Raw genomic sequence first — 16579 nt, 5'->3', positions numbered from 1 at the left:
CATGTGGATTCTCTCGGGGCGGCCGGTGGGTAGCTTGAGGAGAAGGGGATCAGTCGGTAACGGCGACGGGCTGGCCGGCGCTGCTCCTGCGATCCTTGAAGGCGAGCACGAACAGCACCAGCACGGCCGCGGCGCAGCCGCCGGCGATCAGCCAGATCGAACGCCAGTCGTGGGTGCCTTGCGCGGCGTAGGTGTCGACCACTACGCCGGACAGCCAGGAGCCGACGAACATCCCCAAGCCATAGGTGAGGAAGGTGATCAGGCCCTGGGTCGCCGCGCGCAGTGCGGTCGGCGCTTCGCGGTCGATATAGATCTGGCCGACGACGAAGAAGAAATCGAAGCAGATGCCGTGCAGCACGATGCCCAGCCACAGCATCCACATCAGCTCGCCCGGCGCGCCGAAGGCGAACATCGCATAGCGCAGCACCCACGCCAGCATGCCCACCGCCAGCATGTACTTCACGCCCAGGCGGCGGAAGAACCAGGGGATCAGCAGCATGCAGAGGATCTCGGACATCTGTCCGCCGGTCATCTTGCCGGCCGCGTTGACCACGCCTACTTCGTTGAGGAACAGGTTGGTGAAGGCGTAGTAGAACTGCAGCGGGATGCAGATCAGGAAGGAGGCGAGCGCGAACACCGCCATCGAGCGATTGCGCAACAGGTGCAGCGATTCCAGCGGCAGCGCGTGGCGGATCTCGAAGCGCTGGTTGCACGCCAGCGGCGGCGTGGGTGGCAGGGTGAGGCAGTACAGCGCCGTCACCACCGACAGGCCGGCGGCCAGGTGCAGCGGCGTGGCGCTCGCTTCGACGCCCCAGGCGCCGACGATCAGGCCGACCACGATCCAGCCGATCGTGCCCAGCACGCGGATGCCGCCGAATTCCTCCTGCGGATCGGTGATGTGGCGCATCGCCAGCGAGGTGGTCAGCGCCAGGGTCGGCATGTAGCAGAGGCTGTAGGCAAGCAGGGAGCCGTACAGCGCCGCAAACGAAGTCTGCTTCGCCGCCACCAGCAGCAGCACCGCGCCGAGCACGTGCAAGGCGGCCAGTACGCGGCGGGTATCGAACAGGCGGTCGGCCAGCAGGCCGACGAACAACGGCGAGATCATCGCGCCGATCGCGGTGGTGCCGGCGACCGCGCCGATCTCCTGTCCGCTGAAGTGCAGGGTCTTGCCCAGCCAGGTGCCGACGGTGACGTACCAGGCGCCCCAGATCGCGTACTCGAACAGCATCATCAACCTAAGGCGCCACTTCATCCCCGTGTTCCCCTTTTGCGTGGTGTTGCGATCAGGTCGTCGACGTCCTGCCACACGCCACCCGCGGCGTGGCTCCTGAGCATGGCGTCGACCAGCAGGCTGTTGCGATAGCCGTCCGCGAAGGTGGGCAGGGCGGACGGCTTCTTGGCCGGCGCGCCGCCGTGGCGGATCCAGGCGTAGGCATCGGCGATCAGATTGCGGAAGGCATCGGGCCAGGCTTCCGGATGGCCGGCGGGCAGGTGCGCGTAGGCGCGTGCAGCCGGATCGAGCAGGGCAGGGTCGCGCGTCAGCACCGTGTTCGGCTGCGCGTGATGGCCGATCCACAAATCGTTCGGCTGCTCCTGCCGCCAGGCCAGCGAGGCTTCGCGGCCGCTCACTTCCAGGCGCAGGTCGTTCTTGTGGCCGGGCAGCACCTGGCCGATGGTGACGCAGCCGCGCGCGCCGTTGTCGAAGCGCAGCAGCACGCTGGCCAGGTCTTCGCTGGCGATCTTGATCTTCTTGCGCGGCGCGGTCTTGGCGGCCTTGGCGAAGGCCTTCGGCGAAGCGGCGGGCACTTCGCGCACCGGCACCGCGGTATGCAGGTCGGCCAGCACGGCGACGATGCGCGCGCCGGTGACGTGTTCGGCCAGGTCGCACCAGTGCGAGCCGATATCGCCCAGCGCGGAGCTGGCACCGCCGCGCTTGGGATCGAGCCGCCAGGAATAGGCGCGCTCGTCGGTCAGCCAATCCTGCAGATAGCAGCCGTGCACGAACACCTGCGCGCCGAGCTTGCCCTTGGCGATCATCGCGCGGGCCTGCTGGATCAGCGGGTAGCCGCGGTAATTGAACGTGACCACGTGGGCGACGCCGGCCGTGCGCGCCGCTTCGTGCAGCTCGCGGCTTTCTGCCAGGTTGCTGGCCAGCGGCTTGTCGGAGATCACGTGCTTGCCGGCCTGCAGGGCGGCGAGCGAGATCTCGCGATGCAAATGGTTGGGCGTGGTGTTGTGCACCACTTGTACGGCCGGATCGGCCAGCAGTTCGCGGTAGTCGGCATAGGCGCGGTCGACGCCCAGTTCGCGGGCACGGGCCTGCGCCGATTCGAGGCTGGAGCCGGCGATGCCGACGATATCGACGTCGCCCAGGCGACGCACCGCATCCAGATGATGGGCGGCAATAAAGCCGGGGCCGACCAGGCCCATGCCGAGACGCTTCATCGGCATGTGGCGCATCCGCGGGTCGCTATGGACTGGCTAGGCATGTCCCCCTCCAAGGTATCGCTACCACTGAAAATGTATTCGATTACATCCGCATGCAGACTGGACTTCCAAGGCACAACCGGGAAAAGTGCGATGCAGGCCACGCAAGTGGGATGGAGCAGGACCGCGGAAAAACTGCGCTGGTATGTAACAGACTTGGAAATGCCGATGCAACGATTTCATGTAATCCATTACATTGCGGCGCAGCATGGATGGCCGCCACGGCATCGACGAAGCGCTTGCTGGCGCGCGCCGGGGTGGTATCGTCCCGCACCAATCGGCGGCACGGGAGGCCGGCATACGTGAGCGGGAAGGGATCGAAGGGCGCTCGCAAGAGCAAGGGCGCAGCGCTCGAGGCGCCGCCGGCCCGCGTCAGTACGGTCAAGGAGATCGCCGCCATCGCGAAAGTGTCGGTGGCCACCGTGTCGCGCGCGTTGCAGCGGCCGGAGGTGGTCAGCGAGAGCACGCGCCAGCGCATCCACGAAGTGGTGAAGCGCCTGGGCTACACGCCGAACGCCCTGGCGCGCAACCTGCGCACCGCGCGCACGCGGCTGATCGTGGCCTTGCTGCCGGACATCGCCAACCCCTTCTTCTCCGAAGTGATCCGCGGCATCGAGCAGGTGGCGCACGAGAACGGCTATTCGGTATTGCTTGGCGAAACCCAGGGCAGCCTGGTCCGCGAGCAGGCCTATGCCGACATGGTCGCGGCACGCCGCGCCGACGGCATCATCACCATGTCGCCGCGGGTGCCGGCGATCCCGATCCAGGGTCGCCTGCCGGTGGTCAATGCCTGCGAGTACGTCAAGGACGGGCAGATTTCCAGCGTGTATATCGACAACGTCGCGGCGGCGGGCGTGGCGGTGGATTACCTCGCGATGCTGGGGCATAGCGAGATCGCCTTCGTCGCGGGCCCTCCGTCCAGCCCCATCTGCGTCGATCGCGAGCAGGGTTATCGACTGGCCTTGCAGCGGGCGAAGCTGCCCGTGCATCCAGGCCTGATCGTGACCGGCGATTTCTCGATCGAGGCGGGCGAGCGTGCGGTCGAGCAACTGCTGGCGCAGGGACAATCGTTCACCGCGCTGTTCTGTTCCAACGACGAAATGGCGATCGGCGCCTTGCGTGCGCTCAGCTCGCACGGCCTGCGCGTGCCGGACGAGGTGTCGGTGGTCGGCTTCGACGACATCCGCTTTGCGCGCTACACCTCGCCGCCGTTGACCACGGTGGCGCAGCCGAAGAATGCGCTGGGGCGCGAGGCGATGAGCATGATGCTGGAACTGCTCAACGATGCCGACGTGCCGCCGCGCAAGCGCGTGCTGTCGGCGGACCTGGTGGTGCGCGGTTCGACCGCGCGCAGGCGGTCGGCGTAGGTTGGGGTGAGCCGCAGGCGAACCCCAACGATGCGCAATGGTTGAAGGTCGCGATGTCGGGGTTACTGGCTGCATCAGCAGCCAGCCCTTCGGGCCATCCGCTACGCGGATGTTCGCTACGGCATCCTGCCTTCGCAGTCGCCTGCGGCTCACCCCAACCTACGTCGCTTTCTTCTCTCGGCTGCGCTTACGGACAGGCGCGACGGCGCCATCGGCCTGGATCTGCTCCATCCACGATAAGGCATCGACGTATTCAAGGAAATGCCGCAGATAGCCGGGCGACAGCTCGCGCATCAGCGCGATCGAGCGATGCGCGAGTGCGCTGGAATTGAGCGGTCCGGTATTGGCGGGGGCCGGTTGCAGCGACTGGCGCAGTTGGCTTTCGGTGCGCAGGCCGGACCAGAGCTGGCGGAAATCGCCAAGCATGCTCAGCTCGGGGAAGGCGCTGGTTCCCCGATTGGCCATGGTTTGCGCAAGGGCGCGCAGCGAGCCATCGCTTGCTGTATCCGCGGCAAGCTCGGCTTGCGCGGCCGCGCTTTCGACGACGGCGGCATAGCCATCGAGCAGGGCGGACAGCCGCGCGTCGAGCAGCCGGCGTACTTCGCCGGCATGCGTCGCCGCGCGTTGCTCCAGCGCCTCCATCACATGGAAGCGGACCGGATCGAGCCCGTGGGCACCTTGCTCGCGCCACGCATCGAGCCTTGCTCGCGCCTGCGCCGGCTGCTCACTCATGCGCTGCGCTTTCATGGCCGGTCTGGGCCGCTCTGGGCCGGACGCGGCACCGGCGCAATCTCCACGCGCCGGTTCCTGGAGCGTCCTTCCTCACTGGTGTTCGCGCCAACCGGCTGCTCCGCGCCGAACGCGGCGGCGAACACTGACGACGCAGGCACGCCTTCGGCGATCAAGCTGCGCGTCACCGTCAGCGCGCGCTCGGCCGACAACTCCCAGTTGTCGGCGAACTGGCGGTTGCCGTCGCGCACCTGGCGGTCGTCGGTGAAGCCGCTGACCATCAGGATCTCGTCGCGCGACTTGAGGTATCCCGTCAACGGGCCGGCCAGGCTCTTGAGCACCTCGCGGCCCTCCGGCTGCAACTGGTCGGAGTTCAGCGCGAACAGCACGTTGCCGCGGATGCCGATGCGGCCGTCGACCAGGGTCACGCGGCCGGCGGCGAGCGGTGCGGCCAGCGCCTGTTCCAGCGTCTGGCGGCGCTGCGCCTCAGCCTGGCGCCGCTTCACTTCTTCTTCGAGCTGGTTCGACAGCTGCATCTGCATGCCGATCATGCCGACCAGGATCAGCACGAACACGCCCAGCAGCACCGACATCAGGTCGCCGAAGGCAGCCCAGATCGGCGTCGACTCGGTGTCGGCTTCGATCTCGCCGCTCATGCGGTTTCGGCTCCGGCCGCGGCGCGGGCATCCGCCAGCTGCTGGATCTCTTCGATGATCTGCTTCTGCGACAGCATGCTCAGGTCGACCACTTCGCGGGCCTGGGCCACGTAGTAGGCCAGCTGCTCGTCGCTGCGCGCGAGCGAGGCGTCCAGTGCGCCGGCGATCTGCTGCAGGTGCTCCATCAGCGCCTCGTTCGACTGGCCGAACAGCTGCACCGCAACGCCCAGCGCCTCGCCCAGGCTGGCCACTTCGGCGGCGCCGCCGGCGACGTGCGCGGCGGCGGTGCCGAGCTTGCCGGTCTGCGTTTCGACATGGTCCTGGAAGCGGGTGCCGACGCGGTCAAGCAGGTCCGCCGAGGTGGCGATCAGGCCGTCGATGGCGGCGCGCTGTTCGGTCGATGCGTGATTGACCGAATCGAGCAGGGTTTCCACGGTGGCGAGCAGGCGGCTGCGTTCTTCCAGCGTCGCGGTGTCGCGCACCATGCTGTCGGACAGCTTCTGGCGCAGCTCGGCGACGACTTCGGCGGCGGCCTTCGGCGCCTCGGAGGCGGCCTGCACGAGGCGGGAGATCTCGGCGATGGTTTCGCCGGCGTGGGTCCGGGTCTGTGCGGTGATCTCGCCTGCGGTCTGCGCGAGGGTGTCGCAGATATCGCGCTGGCGGTCCGCGGCATGCGTGGCGGTCTGTTCCCACTGTGCATGCAGGGCGGTGGACATGGCGCCGATGGATTGCGTCCAGGCGGCGAGGCGTTCCTGGTCGCGCGCCGTGAGCGCCGCATGCAGGTCCTCGTGCGACTGGCGCACGGTGCCGACCAGCGAGGCGGCGTGTTGCTCGAACGTCGCGGCGGCTGCGGCCAGCGCTTGCTGGTTGCGCGTGGCCAGTTGATCGTTGCCCGCTTGCTGCTGCGACAGCGTCTGCTGCCAGGCATCGGCGGCGCTGTTCGCGGCCGTATCCAGGCGCGTGGAAACCGCGCCGACCAGGGCAGCCGAGCGCTGTTCGAAGGTGCCCGTGAACTGCTCGAGCGAATGGCGCAGATCGCCGGTGAGCGCTTCGCCGGCGCGGCGATGTTCGGCCAGCGCATCCTTCCACAGCTGCGCCACGTTGGCGGTGGTCGCCTCCAAGCCTGCCGACAGGCCGTCGAGATGGCGCTGCACGCCTTGTTCGACCGTCTCGCGCAGCGCCGCCGTCTCGCATGCCAGGCCGGCCATGGTGGCTTCCACCGCGGGCTGGATCGACGCGCTCACCGCGCGTGCGCTGTCGGCCACGCCCTGCTGCAGCGACTGCCCGACGGAGTCGGCAAGGCGCGCGTAGGTGGTCTCGGTCCTGGCATGGAATGCCTCCTGACCGGCGAGCTGGCGCTCGTGCGCGCTCAGGTTCTGCTGCTCGATGGTGAGCATCAGCGCCTGCAGGCGATCGACCAGCGTCGGCATCAGCTCGGCCTGGCGCTGCAACAGCCGGAACGCTTCGTCGCGCTGGTGCGCCTGCGAAAAGATGCGCAGAGTCGTGGCGGCATGCGCATCGAGCTGTTGCGTCGCCTGCATGCGCTCGCGGCGGCACAACGCGGACAACAGGCCCAGCATCGCCGAGCTGGCCACGCCGGCGATCGAAGTGCCGAACGCGAAACCGAGTCCCTTCACCGGCGCGGCCAGCGAGCCGCGCATGGCCTGCAGGTCGGCGGCGCTTTCCAGCGCCAGGCCGGTGCCGCGCAAGGTGGCCATCATGCCGAGCAGGGTGCCCAGCATGCCGAGCAGCACCAGCAGGCCGACCAGGTATGGCGTCAGCACCGGCGCCGGCAGCGCCGCGCGTTCGCCTTCGACACGCAGGCGCACGCTGTTGCGCAGGCTTGGATGCAGTTGCGCGAGCCAGTCACCCAGGCTGGGCGGCGCCATTGAGAGCTTGGCAACCGCGTCGCCCAGCGTGCGCGTGGCCTGTCGATAGCGGAACAGTTCGAAGCCACCGGCCAGATAACAGGCGCCGATCAAGGCAGCGATGGCGGCGCCGAGCGGATTGGAGCCGACATAGCCGGCGCCGATCCAGCACACGGCCGTGAGGCCGGCGGCGAAAACGAGGGGGTAAAGAAGACTTCTGAACATGACGTCCCAATTAGCTGGCGCGAAGGGCTGCAAGCAGGCCTTCGACCGGTTGAAAACGAACATCCAGTTCGGCGAGCAGCACGCTCTGCATGTCCTTGCGAAAGACGTCGAGCCACGCGGCCGACGTTCCCCCAGCCGGGAGCTCCGCTCCCGCTGCGCCGCCATCCCCGGTGTGATCCGCGGTGTGATCCGGGGTGTGATCCGCGGTCTGGCGCAAATGTTCGAAATGCACGCCGAGCAGCTTGGGCGCGGCGGTCAGCAATGCGTGTTCGCGCGGGCTCAGCGCGACTTCCATCGCCGCATCCAGGGCCGCGAGCTGCGCCATCGGCGTGTTCTTCGCGGCGAGCCGGTCGCGCAACTTGCCGCGCAAGCGTCCGGTGGCGGCCTGCATCGCGCGCTGATGGGTGAGGTAGCGCTGGCGGACGATGGCGGCATCGATGCCAACTTCATCGCGCTCCGCGGCAAGCGCCAAGGCCTGGTCGCTCACGATGGCCTGGGCCAGGGCGGCGCGCAGGCGCGCGCATTCGTCCTCGTCCTCGCCGCTGAATGGCGTGCCGTCCGCGACCGCCGGCCGTCCGTCCAGCGCCGTGGACAGCGCAATGGCCTGGTTCCAGTCGAGCCATTGGCTCAACCGGTCCGGCAGCGGGGGCGGGGTGGACGGGGCGGCGGCGTCCGTCAGGCTGGCGAGCAGGCGGATGAACGTCGGACCGCGGACAAGCGTCCGGGGAAGGGCTTGCGACATGCGACTGGCTGAAAAAAGACGACAATTCTACACGTGGCCCAGGACACGTTGATTAAGCGGGGGTGGAATGGGGCTGCTTCCAGGGCAAGCTATTGACTGATATCGACTTTGTCCCGGATGGGCGCTTGATCCGCCTCGAGCATGCCGATCGTCCTCAACCATCGCTCCGTCAGTTCAGGCCAACGGCCGATCGGCAGCGGGGTCGGGCGCAGGGCGAAAGCGTGGCCGCCCTGTGCGTACAGATGCATCTCGGTGGGCACGCCGGCCTTCTGCAGCGCGACGTAGTAGGCCAGCGATCCCTCGATGGTATCGGTGGGATCGTTCTCGGCCTGCAGCAGGAAAGTCGGCGGCGTATCGGGGCGCACGCGGATATCCGGGCGCAGGCGCAGATCGGTCTGCAGGCGGGTGGCGCGGTCCTCGTCCTCGTGCAGCCATAGATGGCCGGGGTAGAGGGCGATGGCGAAATCCGGGCGCGAACTGAGCTGGTCCGCGGCATCGACCGGCGGATAGGTGCGCCGGTCGAAATGCGTGCTGACCGCCGCGACCAGATGGCCGCCGGCGGAGAAACCGATCACGCCGATCTTGTGCGGATCGATCTTCCATTCCGCCGCATGCTGGCGCACCAGGCCCAGCGTGCGTTGCGCATCCTGCAAGGCCGTCTGCACCTTCGGGTAATAGCGTCGGTCGTTCTTCCAGGTCGGTCCCGAATCGGGCACGCGGTATTTCAGCAGCACGCAGGCGATGCCGCGCGAGACGAGCCAGGCGCAGATATCGGTGCCCTCCAGATCCATCGCGAGGATCTGGTAACCGCCGCCGGGAAACACCACCACGGCCACGCCCGTGTTGCGGCCCTGCGCAGCGTAGAAGGTCATCGTCGGTTGGCTGACGCTCTCGATTCTGGCCCAGTCTTTGCCGACCGATTCAGGCTTGGTGATCGGCAACGCGTCGGGCACCTTGCCTGGCCAGATCGGCAGCTGCGTGTGGCCGGCCGAGGGTTGCCAGACGGCAGTTTGCGCATGTGCCGTGCCGCCGGCGAGGGCAAGCAGAAGCGTGCTGAGAAAGAGCTTGTGCATGACGGCGTGGCTCGATCGGGACGGAACCGTGAGGGTGACCACGGGAAAGGCCGCGCTTCGGGCGCAGACGGGCAGGCGGATGTCGAATGGCGGAAAAGAAAGGGCAACCGGGCGGCGTTGCGATGCCGTTTGCAACGCGGCTACGCGGCGCTGAGGACGACCGCGCCAGCAGCTACACTGGGCCGTCGATGGATCGTTGGAGACGCCTGGTGAAGGCCACGAAGCAAGCACGCACGACGCGCGGCGGATCGCCTCTTGAAGCCTGAAGACCTGCAGCGGCTGGTCACCGTCGCCATGCCCTACGGCAGGTACCAGGGCCGCCTTATCGCCGATCTGCCGGGCGCTTACCTGGCCTGGTACGCCCGCAAGGGTTTCCCGCCCGGCGATCTGGGAAACCTGCTGGCGTTGGCGCTCGAACTCGATCACAACGGCTTGAAGCGGCTGCTCGATCCGCTGCGCAAGCCTCAGTAGGCGGATGCAGCCATGAAGCGATCGCGCCTGATCCTCGGCATTGCGCTGGCGCCCTTGGCGTTGCCGGTGGCTTATATGCTGCTGTTGCTGCTGTTCTCGGGCGATCCGTCCAGAGCGGCGGGGCATCCGCAGACGTTCTTCCTTGATTTCGTCGCAGTGGCCTGCGTCTGCTACGCGGCCAGCTACGTGCTCGGCGTGCCGGTGATCGTCGGCCTGCTGCTGGCCCGGCGCCTGACCGTCCTGCCTTGCGCGCTGCTGGGCAGCCTCCTCGGGGCTGTTGCGGCAGCGCTGACTTACGCCCACTACCGCGAGGGCGGGGTGGAGATCGGGGTTGCCATCCTGCTCGGTGGGGCCGCGTCCTTGCTGGTTGCCGGTGTGTTCTGCCTGGTGGCCGGGGTGCCTTGGCGGCGCGACCCTGCGGCCGCCGAGGCTTGAGGTTTTCGTAACTCCTTGCTGCTCGGCGCAGGAATATCACGGGTAGATATATCGATAGATTTTGCATCGATATTCGCAATTAATTACTCGAAGGTAATTAATTGCGCCGGCCCCGGCTATTTTCTACGAATATATTTATAAGCTTCTGATGCGCCGGTAAATGTATCGATATTGCCTCGATATAATGCGCCGGCGGATTTGATCGCTTTCACTAAGTCTTGATTAATGCGCCATGGATTCGTGATTTAAATCACGGGATTTTCTATTGACGCCTCACAACGTCTCGCCCTACGTTTGATGAATTCATCAGTCGGGAGCTGATGAATGATCCTGTGACTAGCGCGGGTTATGACCAACGCCCTTCTAGACTTTGGAAGTGCGTGTTTCGTGCAGGAGATGGCAGGGGCTGCAACGCGCCTTGGATCGCTGGGCAATTCCGGGAAAAACCACAGCTGCCGTGCCTGTTCACGGCTTTCATTAATGAGGTTCTCGCAACCCCATGGGGTTCGTTTGTCCTCAAGATCCTTCGGAGCATTGCATGCCAAGCCATTTCCGCCACAAAGTCATGAAGCACGATCGTTCCTTGAAACACCAGGGGCTCGCCAGCCGGATCCGGCTGGTGCTGGGCCTGTCGGTGCTGGTTGCAGCATCGGGTCTGTGCGTGGTTCCCGCCGCCAGCGCGGCCGACGCCCCCGCGCTGACAGCCATCGGATCGATGGCGACGCAACACGTGCCACTGGCCGTGAGAAACGGTGCCGCGCTGCTGGTCAGCAACCTGGATACGCAGAAGCATCTGAAGCTTGCGCTGAGCCTGCCGCAGCGCAACCAGGCCGAACTCGATCAGCTGCTGCACGATCTGCAGGACCCGCGCAGCCCGCAATACCACCAGTACCTCAGCGTCGAGGAATACACCGCGCGCTTCGCGCCGACGCAGCAGGACTACGACACCGTGGTTGCCTGGGCGCAGGCCAATGGCCTGACGGTCACCGGCACCCCGGCGAACCGCCGCCTGGTCGACGTCGAGGGCCCGGTGGACACGATCAACCGCGCGTTCAAGGTGAAGATGGGCAATTACAACCATCCGACCGAGAACCGCACGTTCTTCGCGGCGGATCGCGAACCGGTTGCCGCCGGCCTGAGCGTGCCGTTGCTGCACGTTTCCGGACTCGACAACTTCCGCCTGCCGCATACCAACTACCACAAGAACACCAGCGCCAACGCCGCGCCGGTTCACCACAGCGGTTCGGGCCCTGGCGGCGAGTACCTGCCGAGCGATATGCGCACCGCGTACTACGGCAGCGGTTCGCTGACCGGCTCCGGCCAGACGGTCGGCATCTTCTCGTTCGATGGCTACGTCACCAGCGACATCGCCTACTACTACTCGCAGACGGGGATGAGCTCCAGCGTGCCGGTCAGCAACGTGCTGGTCAGCGGCTTCGACGGCAAGTGCGGACACGTCGGCAGCAGTTGCGACGACGGCGAGCAGATCCTCGATATCGTCAACGTGATCGGCATGGCGCCGGGCCTGACCAAGGTGTTGTTCTACGAGGGCGACAGCGCCACCGACATCCTCAACAAGATGGTCTCGGACAACCAGGCCAAGGTGCTGAGCTGCTCCTGGGGCGGCGGCGATTTCAACAATGCCACCGACGATCCGATCTACCAGGAAATGGCGGCGCAGGGCCAGACCTTCGTCAACGCCACCGGCGACAGCGGTTCGTATAACGCTTCGTCGAGCGCCTACGATCCGCCCTCGGCCGATTCCAACGTGCTGGAAGTCGGCGGCACCGATCTGACCACCGGCACCGGCGGCGCCTGGTCGTCGGAAACGGTCTGGTCCGATGGCGGTGGCGGCTACACCAGCGCCTCCGGCGAAAGCACCCCGAGCTATCAGAAGCTGGCCGGCGTGATCACCTCGGCGAACAAGGGTTCGACCACCTATCGCAACGACCCGGATGTCGCGGCCGAAGCGAACTTCGATAACCCCACCGTGAGCAACGGCACCTTCCAGACCGGTTACGGCGGCACCAGCTTTGCCGCGCCGCGCTGGGCGGGCTTCCTCGCGCTGGTGAATCAGCAGGCGGTGACCAACGGCCATGCCACGGTGGGCTTCGTCAATCCGGCGCTCTACAACGTCGGTATCGGCACCAGCTACACCAGCAACTTCCACGACGTCACCAGCGGCAGCAACGGCTTCAGCGCCGTGGCCGGTTACGATCTGGCGACCGGCTGGGGTAGCCCGCAGGCTGCGCTGGTCAGCTCGCTGGCCGGTTCCGGCGGCGGTGGCGGCAGCACGCCGGTGGCGAACTTCGGCGACACCATCAGCGGCCTGGTGGTGAACTTCACCGACAGCTCGACAGATACGGGCGGCACCATCAGCTCGTATGCGTGGACCTTCGGCGACAGCGGCACGTCCACCAGCAAGAACCCGAGCCACACCTATGCCGCGGCCGGCACCTACAGCGTCAAGCTGACCGTGACCGACAACCTCGGCGCCACCAGCAGCAAGACGCAGTCGGTGACGGTGAGTGGCGGCGGTGGCGGTTCATCGCAGCTGCTCGGCAACACCGGCTTCGAAAGCGGTGCGGCCTCGCCGTGGTCGATGAGTTCCGGCGTGCTGTGCAGCAACAGCAGCTGCTCCGGCCAGACGGCGCATGCCGGCACCTGGTTCGCATGGATGAACGGCTATGGTTCCAGCCATACCGACACGGTGTCGCAGTCGGTGGCCATCCCCAGCGGCAAGTCCAGCGCCACCTTGCAGTACTACCTGCATGTCGATACGGCGGAGACCACCACCAGCACCGCTTACGACACCTTGAAGGTGCAGGTGCTCAACAGCTCCGGCACGGTGCTGGCGACCCTGGCGACGTACTCCAACCTCAACGCCGCCAGCGGTTATACGGTGCACACGGCCAACCTCGCCGCGTACATCGGGCAGACGGTGACGATCAAGTTCACCGGCGCGGAAGACTCGTCGCTGCAGACCTCGTTCGTGTTGGACGATGTGACCTTGAACGTGCAGTAAGCACGCGTTTCGCACCGCCGCCGGGAGCTGGCGGCGGTTGCGGATACTCGCTACAAAAAAGAACCCGGCCGCGTGGCCGGGTTCTTCTTTGGATGGCCGCAGGACGCGGGCCATTCGACTTGCAACCAGGTTCGATTTCAGGGGCCGGGCGACGTCCCGGCCGGATAAGCGCGGAATGCCACCGCTTCGCCGTTCGCGGTGACCGCCTGTCCGGTGATCACACCCTGGTCATTGATGTCCTGTGCATCGACGACGACGCCCGGATAATCCGGCGCCAGGTCGTTGAGGTCGGTCATCACGCCATCCTCGTACAGGAACCCGCGGCAACTGGCGAAACCTGCCGTGCAGGACACACCCACCGCCTGCGCCAGATTATTGATGCCCAGTGCCTGGCTGTGGACGTCGTTCGCATGCAGTGTGCCCAAGTCGCGTGGCGGGGAGCCCTTGCGCCACAGGAAAGCATGTTCTTTCAGGGCGGCACCCGGAACGACGTTGGCGAAACCGACCACCACCCCGTTTTCGTTGATCGCCATCGGTGTGTTCCACGCGTCGCCGCCGATCGTGCCGATGTCCGTGGCATGGCCGTTCTCCCACAGCACCATATGCGCGGCGGTGTAGCGACCGGCGGCCTGATCGCAGATGCCGGAGATGCCGACGATCTGCCCGTGATCGTTGAGGGCCGTGGCTGCGCCGCTGGTGTCGCCATACAGCAGCGGCAGCCGTCGCACATGCTTGCCCGCATCGCTCCAGACCACCGGCAGGAACTGAAGCACCTGGTGGCTTTTGGGATTGCAGCTCGGGTCGGGTATACCGGTCTCCGCCCAGCCGGCGGTCTGCAGAAAATCGTTGGTGCCGGTAGCGAAACTGTTGTTGCCGCCCGGGAGCGGCGGTAGCCCATGCATTTTTCCGAAAGCCCACACGAATCCCCAGCAGGTGGTGCCGGTCGATGGGATGAACGCCGAGCAGCTCCAGGCCTCGCCCCGCGGGTCGGGCGTGGCGGTCTGGGCGATGCCGGACAGCACGCCCAGCGCATTTTTCACCGGCCAGACCACCTGGCTGTTGGCGCCACCGAGCGTGCCCATGTCGTGAGCGGCATGGTGCAACCAGAAGGTCGCGTGCGTGCGGCCATCGGAGAGCACGGAGAAGCCGGAGATCAGGCCAAAACGGTTAATGCTGTTGCCCTGGCTTGACGCGCCGCCCAGCGAGCCAAGTTCGACGACGGTATAGCGCGGTGGCGTTCTCGCTGCCGCCTGCAGGCTTATGCAGGCCAGCAAGGCGGTTGCCAGCACAACCGGTGTTTTGCGTTTCATGACCGTCCCCTTGCGCGTTGGTTGGGGCGCTGAGCCTGCGTCCGGTATGCGGCAACCGGGAGCTCCACTTTCGCTATTGCAGCTGGTCCGGTACGCAACCGGCATCCGCTAGACTTGAGTGCATGCGCCGCTGGGAACTCACGCTTAGGCTTGATCCGCGCCTGGAACAGCCCCTGTTCCTGCAGTTGGCCGGCCTGCTCGCCGAGGACATCCGTCGCGGGCGGCTGAAACCCGGCGATCTGCTTCCGGGATCGCGTGAGCTGGCGGACTACCTTGGCGTCAACCGCAACACCGTGATCGCCGGCTATGACGAACTGGTCGCCGAGGGGTTGCTGCAGACGCGCGTCGGCAGTGGCACGTTCGTGGCGATGCAGCCGGTGGTGCCGCAGTCGCGAGGCGAGCCGGTGACGCTACCCAATTACGGGCTGGCGCCCTCATGGCTGGCGCCCACACCTGTTCAGAATTTGCCCCCGGGCATGCTGGCGCTTTCATGCAGTTCGCCGGACGTGCGGCTGCTGCCGTCACAAGCGCTGGCGCGTGCGTTCCGGCGTGCGGTGGCGCAGAACGGCCGCTGGGTACTGACCTACACCGATCCACGTGGTCACCTGCGCTTGCGCACCGAACTGGCGGCGATGCTCACGCGGACCCGCGGCCTGCTGGCTTCGCCGGACGACATCCTGATCACGCGCAGCATCGAGCAGGGCCTGGACCTGGTAGCGCGCACCCTGATTACGCCGGGCGACAACGTAGTGATCGAGGCGTTCGGCTATCCGCCGGCGCGAAACATCATGCAGCTGGCCGGTGCGCGGCTGTTGCCGGTGGCCGTCGATGAGCATGGGCTGGACGTCGATGCGCTGGAGACCGTGCTGGCCCACGAACGCGTGCGCGCGGTGCTGGTAACGCCGCACCACCAATTTCCCACCGCGGCGGTGATGTCGCCATCGAGACGTGCTGGCCTGGCCGAACTGGCGCTGCGGCATCGCTTCGCCATCATCGAGGACGACTACGATCACGAGTTTCATTACCAGGGCGAGCCCATTCTGCCGATGGCCGCGGGGCCCGCGCGTGCCAACGTGATCTATGTCGCCTCGATGGCGGACCTGCTTGCGCCAGGCATGGCCACCGGCTTCGTCGTTGCGCCGCCCGCGGTGCTGCAGCGGTTGGTCGCGCTGCGCGCCACCACCGATGCGCAGGGCGATGCGGCGGTGGAGTGCGCGATCGCGGAGTTGTTCGCGGACGGCGAACTACTGCGCCACGTGCGCCGTATGCGACACACCTATGGCTGCCGCCGCGATGCGCTCGCGACTTCGTTGACGCGGCATCTGGCCGGCGCCGTCGAGTTTCGCGTTCCGGAGGGCGGCCTGGCGCTCTGGGTGCACGCGGAGGATGGAATCGATGTCGCCGCATGGGCGCGCGAGGCCGAACGCGAAGGCGTGACGTTCCGCGGCTCGCGCGAGTTCGATTGCTCGCACCGTGACGATTCGTTCATGCGTCTGGGCTTTTCCTACCATGACGAGCAGGAACTGGACGAAGCGGTACGGCGCATGGCCAGGGCACTCCAGCGCCTGCGTTCGCGGGCGTGGGTGGCGCCGACGGCATAAGGTGGCTGATGTTGATCCGATTCACTGGAAAGGTGCAGAAGCGGTAAGGTGACCAGGTGCAGCCCTACGACCACAAACCCATGTTGATGTTCGCCGGTTGGCTGGTCGCTTCCTTGCTGGCAGCGACGGCTCATGCCGAGTATCGAACAGCCAAGGATGAAGCGGTGCAACTCGGCGCCATCGCCGGCGATGTCCAGTCGGTATCTTTTTACGTAGTCGCGAGTGCAGGCAGGTACTCGCTTCAAGGCGAGGCTTTCAAGAAAGCTTCGACGCTGCGGGTTTTCCGAAGCTGCGGGGGAAACTGCCGCATGTTCCTCAAGCCTTTGCTGGATCACCTGTCCGGCGCAACACCTGGCGACTGCCCCGTGGGGCAGGAAGATGTACTCGTCGAGATCGGCGACAAGGCGTCGTTGGTCTACAGCTACTCGGGAAAGGTCATCCAGGCCGACGGTCGCTGCTATCTGAGCCAGCAGGGTGTCGGGGACATATTGAGAAAAGCCGGATTCTTCTTTGATTGAGTTTTTCGCAGTCCTTCGAGACGCGCAAAAAGCGTGCGGGAGGTGGAATGTCGCCGGCTTGACTGCTCCCGT

14 protein-coding genes are annotated in these 16579 nt (G+C 66.3%); 6 read left to right on the top strand and 8 right to left on the bottom strand.

All coding sequences use genetic code 11. The annotated features are described in order from the left end of the window. Positions 1-49: 49 nt before the first annotated feature. Positions 50-1252: a nucleoside permease gene (locus tag AB4083_RS14430; RefSeq protein WP_441608770.1), complete on the bottom strand. Its 1203-nt coding sequence runs from the start codon at positions 1250-1252 to the stop codon at positions 50-52. Next, positions 1249-2451 carry a Gfo/Idh/MocA family protein gene (locus AB4083_RS14425; protein ID WP_441608769.1) on the bottom strand — a complete coding sequence of 401 codons (1203 nt, stop codon included), beginning with the start codon at positions 2449-2451 and terminating at the stop codon, positions 1249-1251. Before AB4083_RS14425 ends, AB4083_RS14430 begins: the two co-directional genes overlap by 4 nt. A gap of 338 nt (positions 2452-2789) precedes the next feature. On the opposite strand from AB4083_RS14425, the gene AB4083_RS14420 reads away from it, so the two are divergent. After that, positions 2790-3854, top strand: a complete 1065-nt coding sequence (locus tag AB4083_RS14420) for a LacI family DNA-binding transcriptional regulator (protein WP_441608768.1) — start codon at positions 2790-2792, stop codon at positions 3852-3854. Positions 3855-4013: 159 nt separating this feature from the next. Here the strand turns inward: AB4083_RS14420 and AB4083_RS14415 are convergent, their stop codons facing one another. The 5 genes from AB4083_RS14415 to AB4083_RS14395 all read right to left on the bottom strand — a co-directional run bounded on the left by AB4083_RS14415 (position 4014) and on the right by AB4083_RS14395 (position 9147). Next, positions 4014-4586, bottom strand: a complete 573-nt coding sequence (locus AB4083_RS14415; RefSeq protein WP_441608850.1) for a DUF2894 domain-containing protein — start codon at positions 4584-4586, stop codon at positions 4014-4016. Positions 4587-4597: 11 nt separating this feature from the next. Further along, on the bottom strand, positions 4598-5239 hold the full coding sequence (locus AB4083_RS14410; protein ID WP_441608766.1) for an OmpA family protein: 642 nt from the start codon (positions 5237-5239) through the stop codon (positions 4598-4600). Next, entirely contained in the window at positions 5236-7332 is a 2097-nt protein-coding gene (locus tag AB4083_RS14405; RefSeq protein WP_441608765.1) for a DUF802 domain-containing protein, read from the bottom strand. The genes AB4083_RS14410 and AB4083_RS14405 overlap by 4 nt, the downstream gene beginning before the upstream one ends. A gap of 10 nt (positions 7333-7342) precedes the next feature. After that, positions 7343-8074, bottom strand: coding sequence for a DUF3348 domain-containing protein (locus tag AB4083_RS14400; protein ID WP_441608763.1), 732 nt, complete (start codon positions 8072-8074; stop codon positions 7343-7345). A gap of 89 nt (positions 8075-8163) precedes the next feature. Then, positions 8164-9147, bottom strand: a complete 984-nt coding sequence (locus tag AB4083_RS14395; RefSeq protein ID WP_441608849.1) for an alpha/beta hydrolase — start codon at positions 9145-9147, stop codon at positions 8164-8166. A 255-nt stretch (positions 9148-9402) separates the two neighbouring features. On the opposite strand from AB4083_RS14395, the gene AB4083_RS14390 reads away from it, so the two are divergent. The 3 genes from AB4083_RS14390 (at position 9403) to AB4083_RS14380 (ending at position 13078) form a co-directional block, all read left to right on the top strand. After that, positions 9403-9618: a DUF3820 family protein gene (locus AB4083_RS14390; RefSeq protein WP_441608761.1), complete on the top strand. Its 216-nt coding sequence runs from the start codon at positions 9403-9405 to the stop codon at positions 9616-9618. A 12-nt stretch (positions 9619-9630) separates the two neighbouring features. Beyond that, the gene (locus AB4083_RS14385; protein ID WP_441608760.1) at positions 9631-10053 is read left to right on the top strand and encodes a hypothetical protein; all 423 of its coding nucleotides are present in this window, start codon (positions 9631-9633) and stop codon (positions 10051-10053) included. A 583-nt stretch (positions 10054-10636) separates the two neighbouring features. Then, positions 10637-13078: a protease pro-enzyme activation domain-containing protein gene (locus tag AB4083_RS14380; RefSeq protein ID WP_441608758.1), complete on the top strand. Its 2442-nt coding sequence runs from the start codon at positions 10637-10639 to the stop codon at positions 13076-13078. 137 nt (positions 13079-13215) lie between these two features. Here the strand turns inward: AB4083_RS14380 and AB4083_RS14375 are convergent, their stop codons facing one another. Continuing rightward, positions 13216-14388, bottom strand: a complete 1173-nt coding sequence (locus tag AB4083_RS14375) for a hypothetical protein (protein WP_441608756.1) — start codon at positions 14386-14388, stop codon at positions 13216-13218. 122 nt (positions 14389-14510) lie between these two features. Here AB4083_RS14375 and pdxR point away from each other — a divergent pair, with 122 nt between their 5' ends. Together pdxR and AB4083_RS14365 are read left to right on the top strand one after the other, a co-directional pair. Further along, on the top strand, positions 14511-15989 hold the full coding sequence (gene pdxR, locus AB4083_RS14370; RefSeq protein WP_441608754.1) for a MocR-like pyridoxine biosynthesis transcription factor PdxR: 1479 nt from the start codon (positions 14511-14513) through the stop codon (positions 15987-15989). 56 nt (positions 15990-16045) lie between these two features. Beyond that, positions 16046-16507: a hypothetical protein gene (locus AB4083_RS14365; RefSeq protein ID WP_441608753.1), complete on the top strand. Its 462-nt coding sequence runs from the start codon at positions 16046-16048 to the stop codon at positions 16505-16507. The last annotated feature ends 72 nt before the right edge of the window (positions 16508-16579 follow it).

Source organism: Dyella sp. 2RAB6 (genome assembly GCF_052115385.1).
Classification (GTDB): domain Bacteria; phylum Pseudomonadota; class Gammaproteobacteria; order Xanthomonadales; family Rhodanobacteraceae; genus Dyella_D.
The sequence above is the reverse complement of the archived record's forward strand: the minus strand, read 5'-3'. Positions and strand labels throughout refer to the sequence as shown.

Bases quoted from the DNA above. Each gene is read 5' to 3' on its own strand.
- AB4083_RS14430 (WP_441608770.1), bottom strand. From the start codon at position 1,252: ATGAAGTGGCGCCTTAGGTTGATGATGCTGTTCGAGTACGCGATCTGG.
- AB4083_RS14425 (WP_441608769.1), bottom strand. From the start codon at position 2,451: ATGCCGATGAAGCGTCTCGGCATGGGCCTGGTCGGCCCCGGCTTTATT.
- AB4083_RS14415 (WP_441608850.1), bottom strand. From the start codon at position 4,586: ATGAGTGAGCAGCCGGCGCAGGCGCGAGCAAGGCTCGATGCGTGGCGC.
- AB4083_RS14410 (WP_441608766.1), bottom strand. From the start codon at position 5,239: ATGAGCGGCGAGATCGAAGCCGACACCGAGTCGACGCCGATCTGGGCT.
- AB4083_RS14405 (WP_441608765.1), bottom strand. From the start codon at position 7,332: ATGTTCAGAAGTCTTCTTTACCCCCTCGTTTTCGCCGCCGGCCTCACG.
- AB4083_RS14400 (WP_441608763.1), bottom strand. From the start codon at position 8,074: ATGTCGCAAGCCCTTCCCCGGACGCTTGTCCGCGGTCCGACGTTCATC.
- AB4083_RS14395 (WP_441608849.1), bottom strand. From the start codon at position 9,147: ATGCACAAGCTCTTTCTCAGCACGCTTCTGCTTGCCCTCGCCGGCGGC.
- AB4083_RS14385 (WP_441608760.1), top strand. From the start codon at position 9,631: ATGAAGCGATCGCGCCTGATCCTCGGCATTGCGCTGGCGCCCTTGGCG.
- AB4083_RS14375 (WP_441608756.1), bottom strand. From the start codon at position 14,388: ATGAAACGCAAAACACCGGTTGTGCTGGCAACCGCCTTGCTGGCCTGC.
- pdxR (WP_441608754.1), top strand. From the start codon at position 14,511: ATGCGCCGCTGGGAACTCACGCTTAGGCTTGATCCGCGCCTGGAACAG.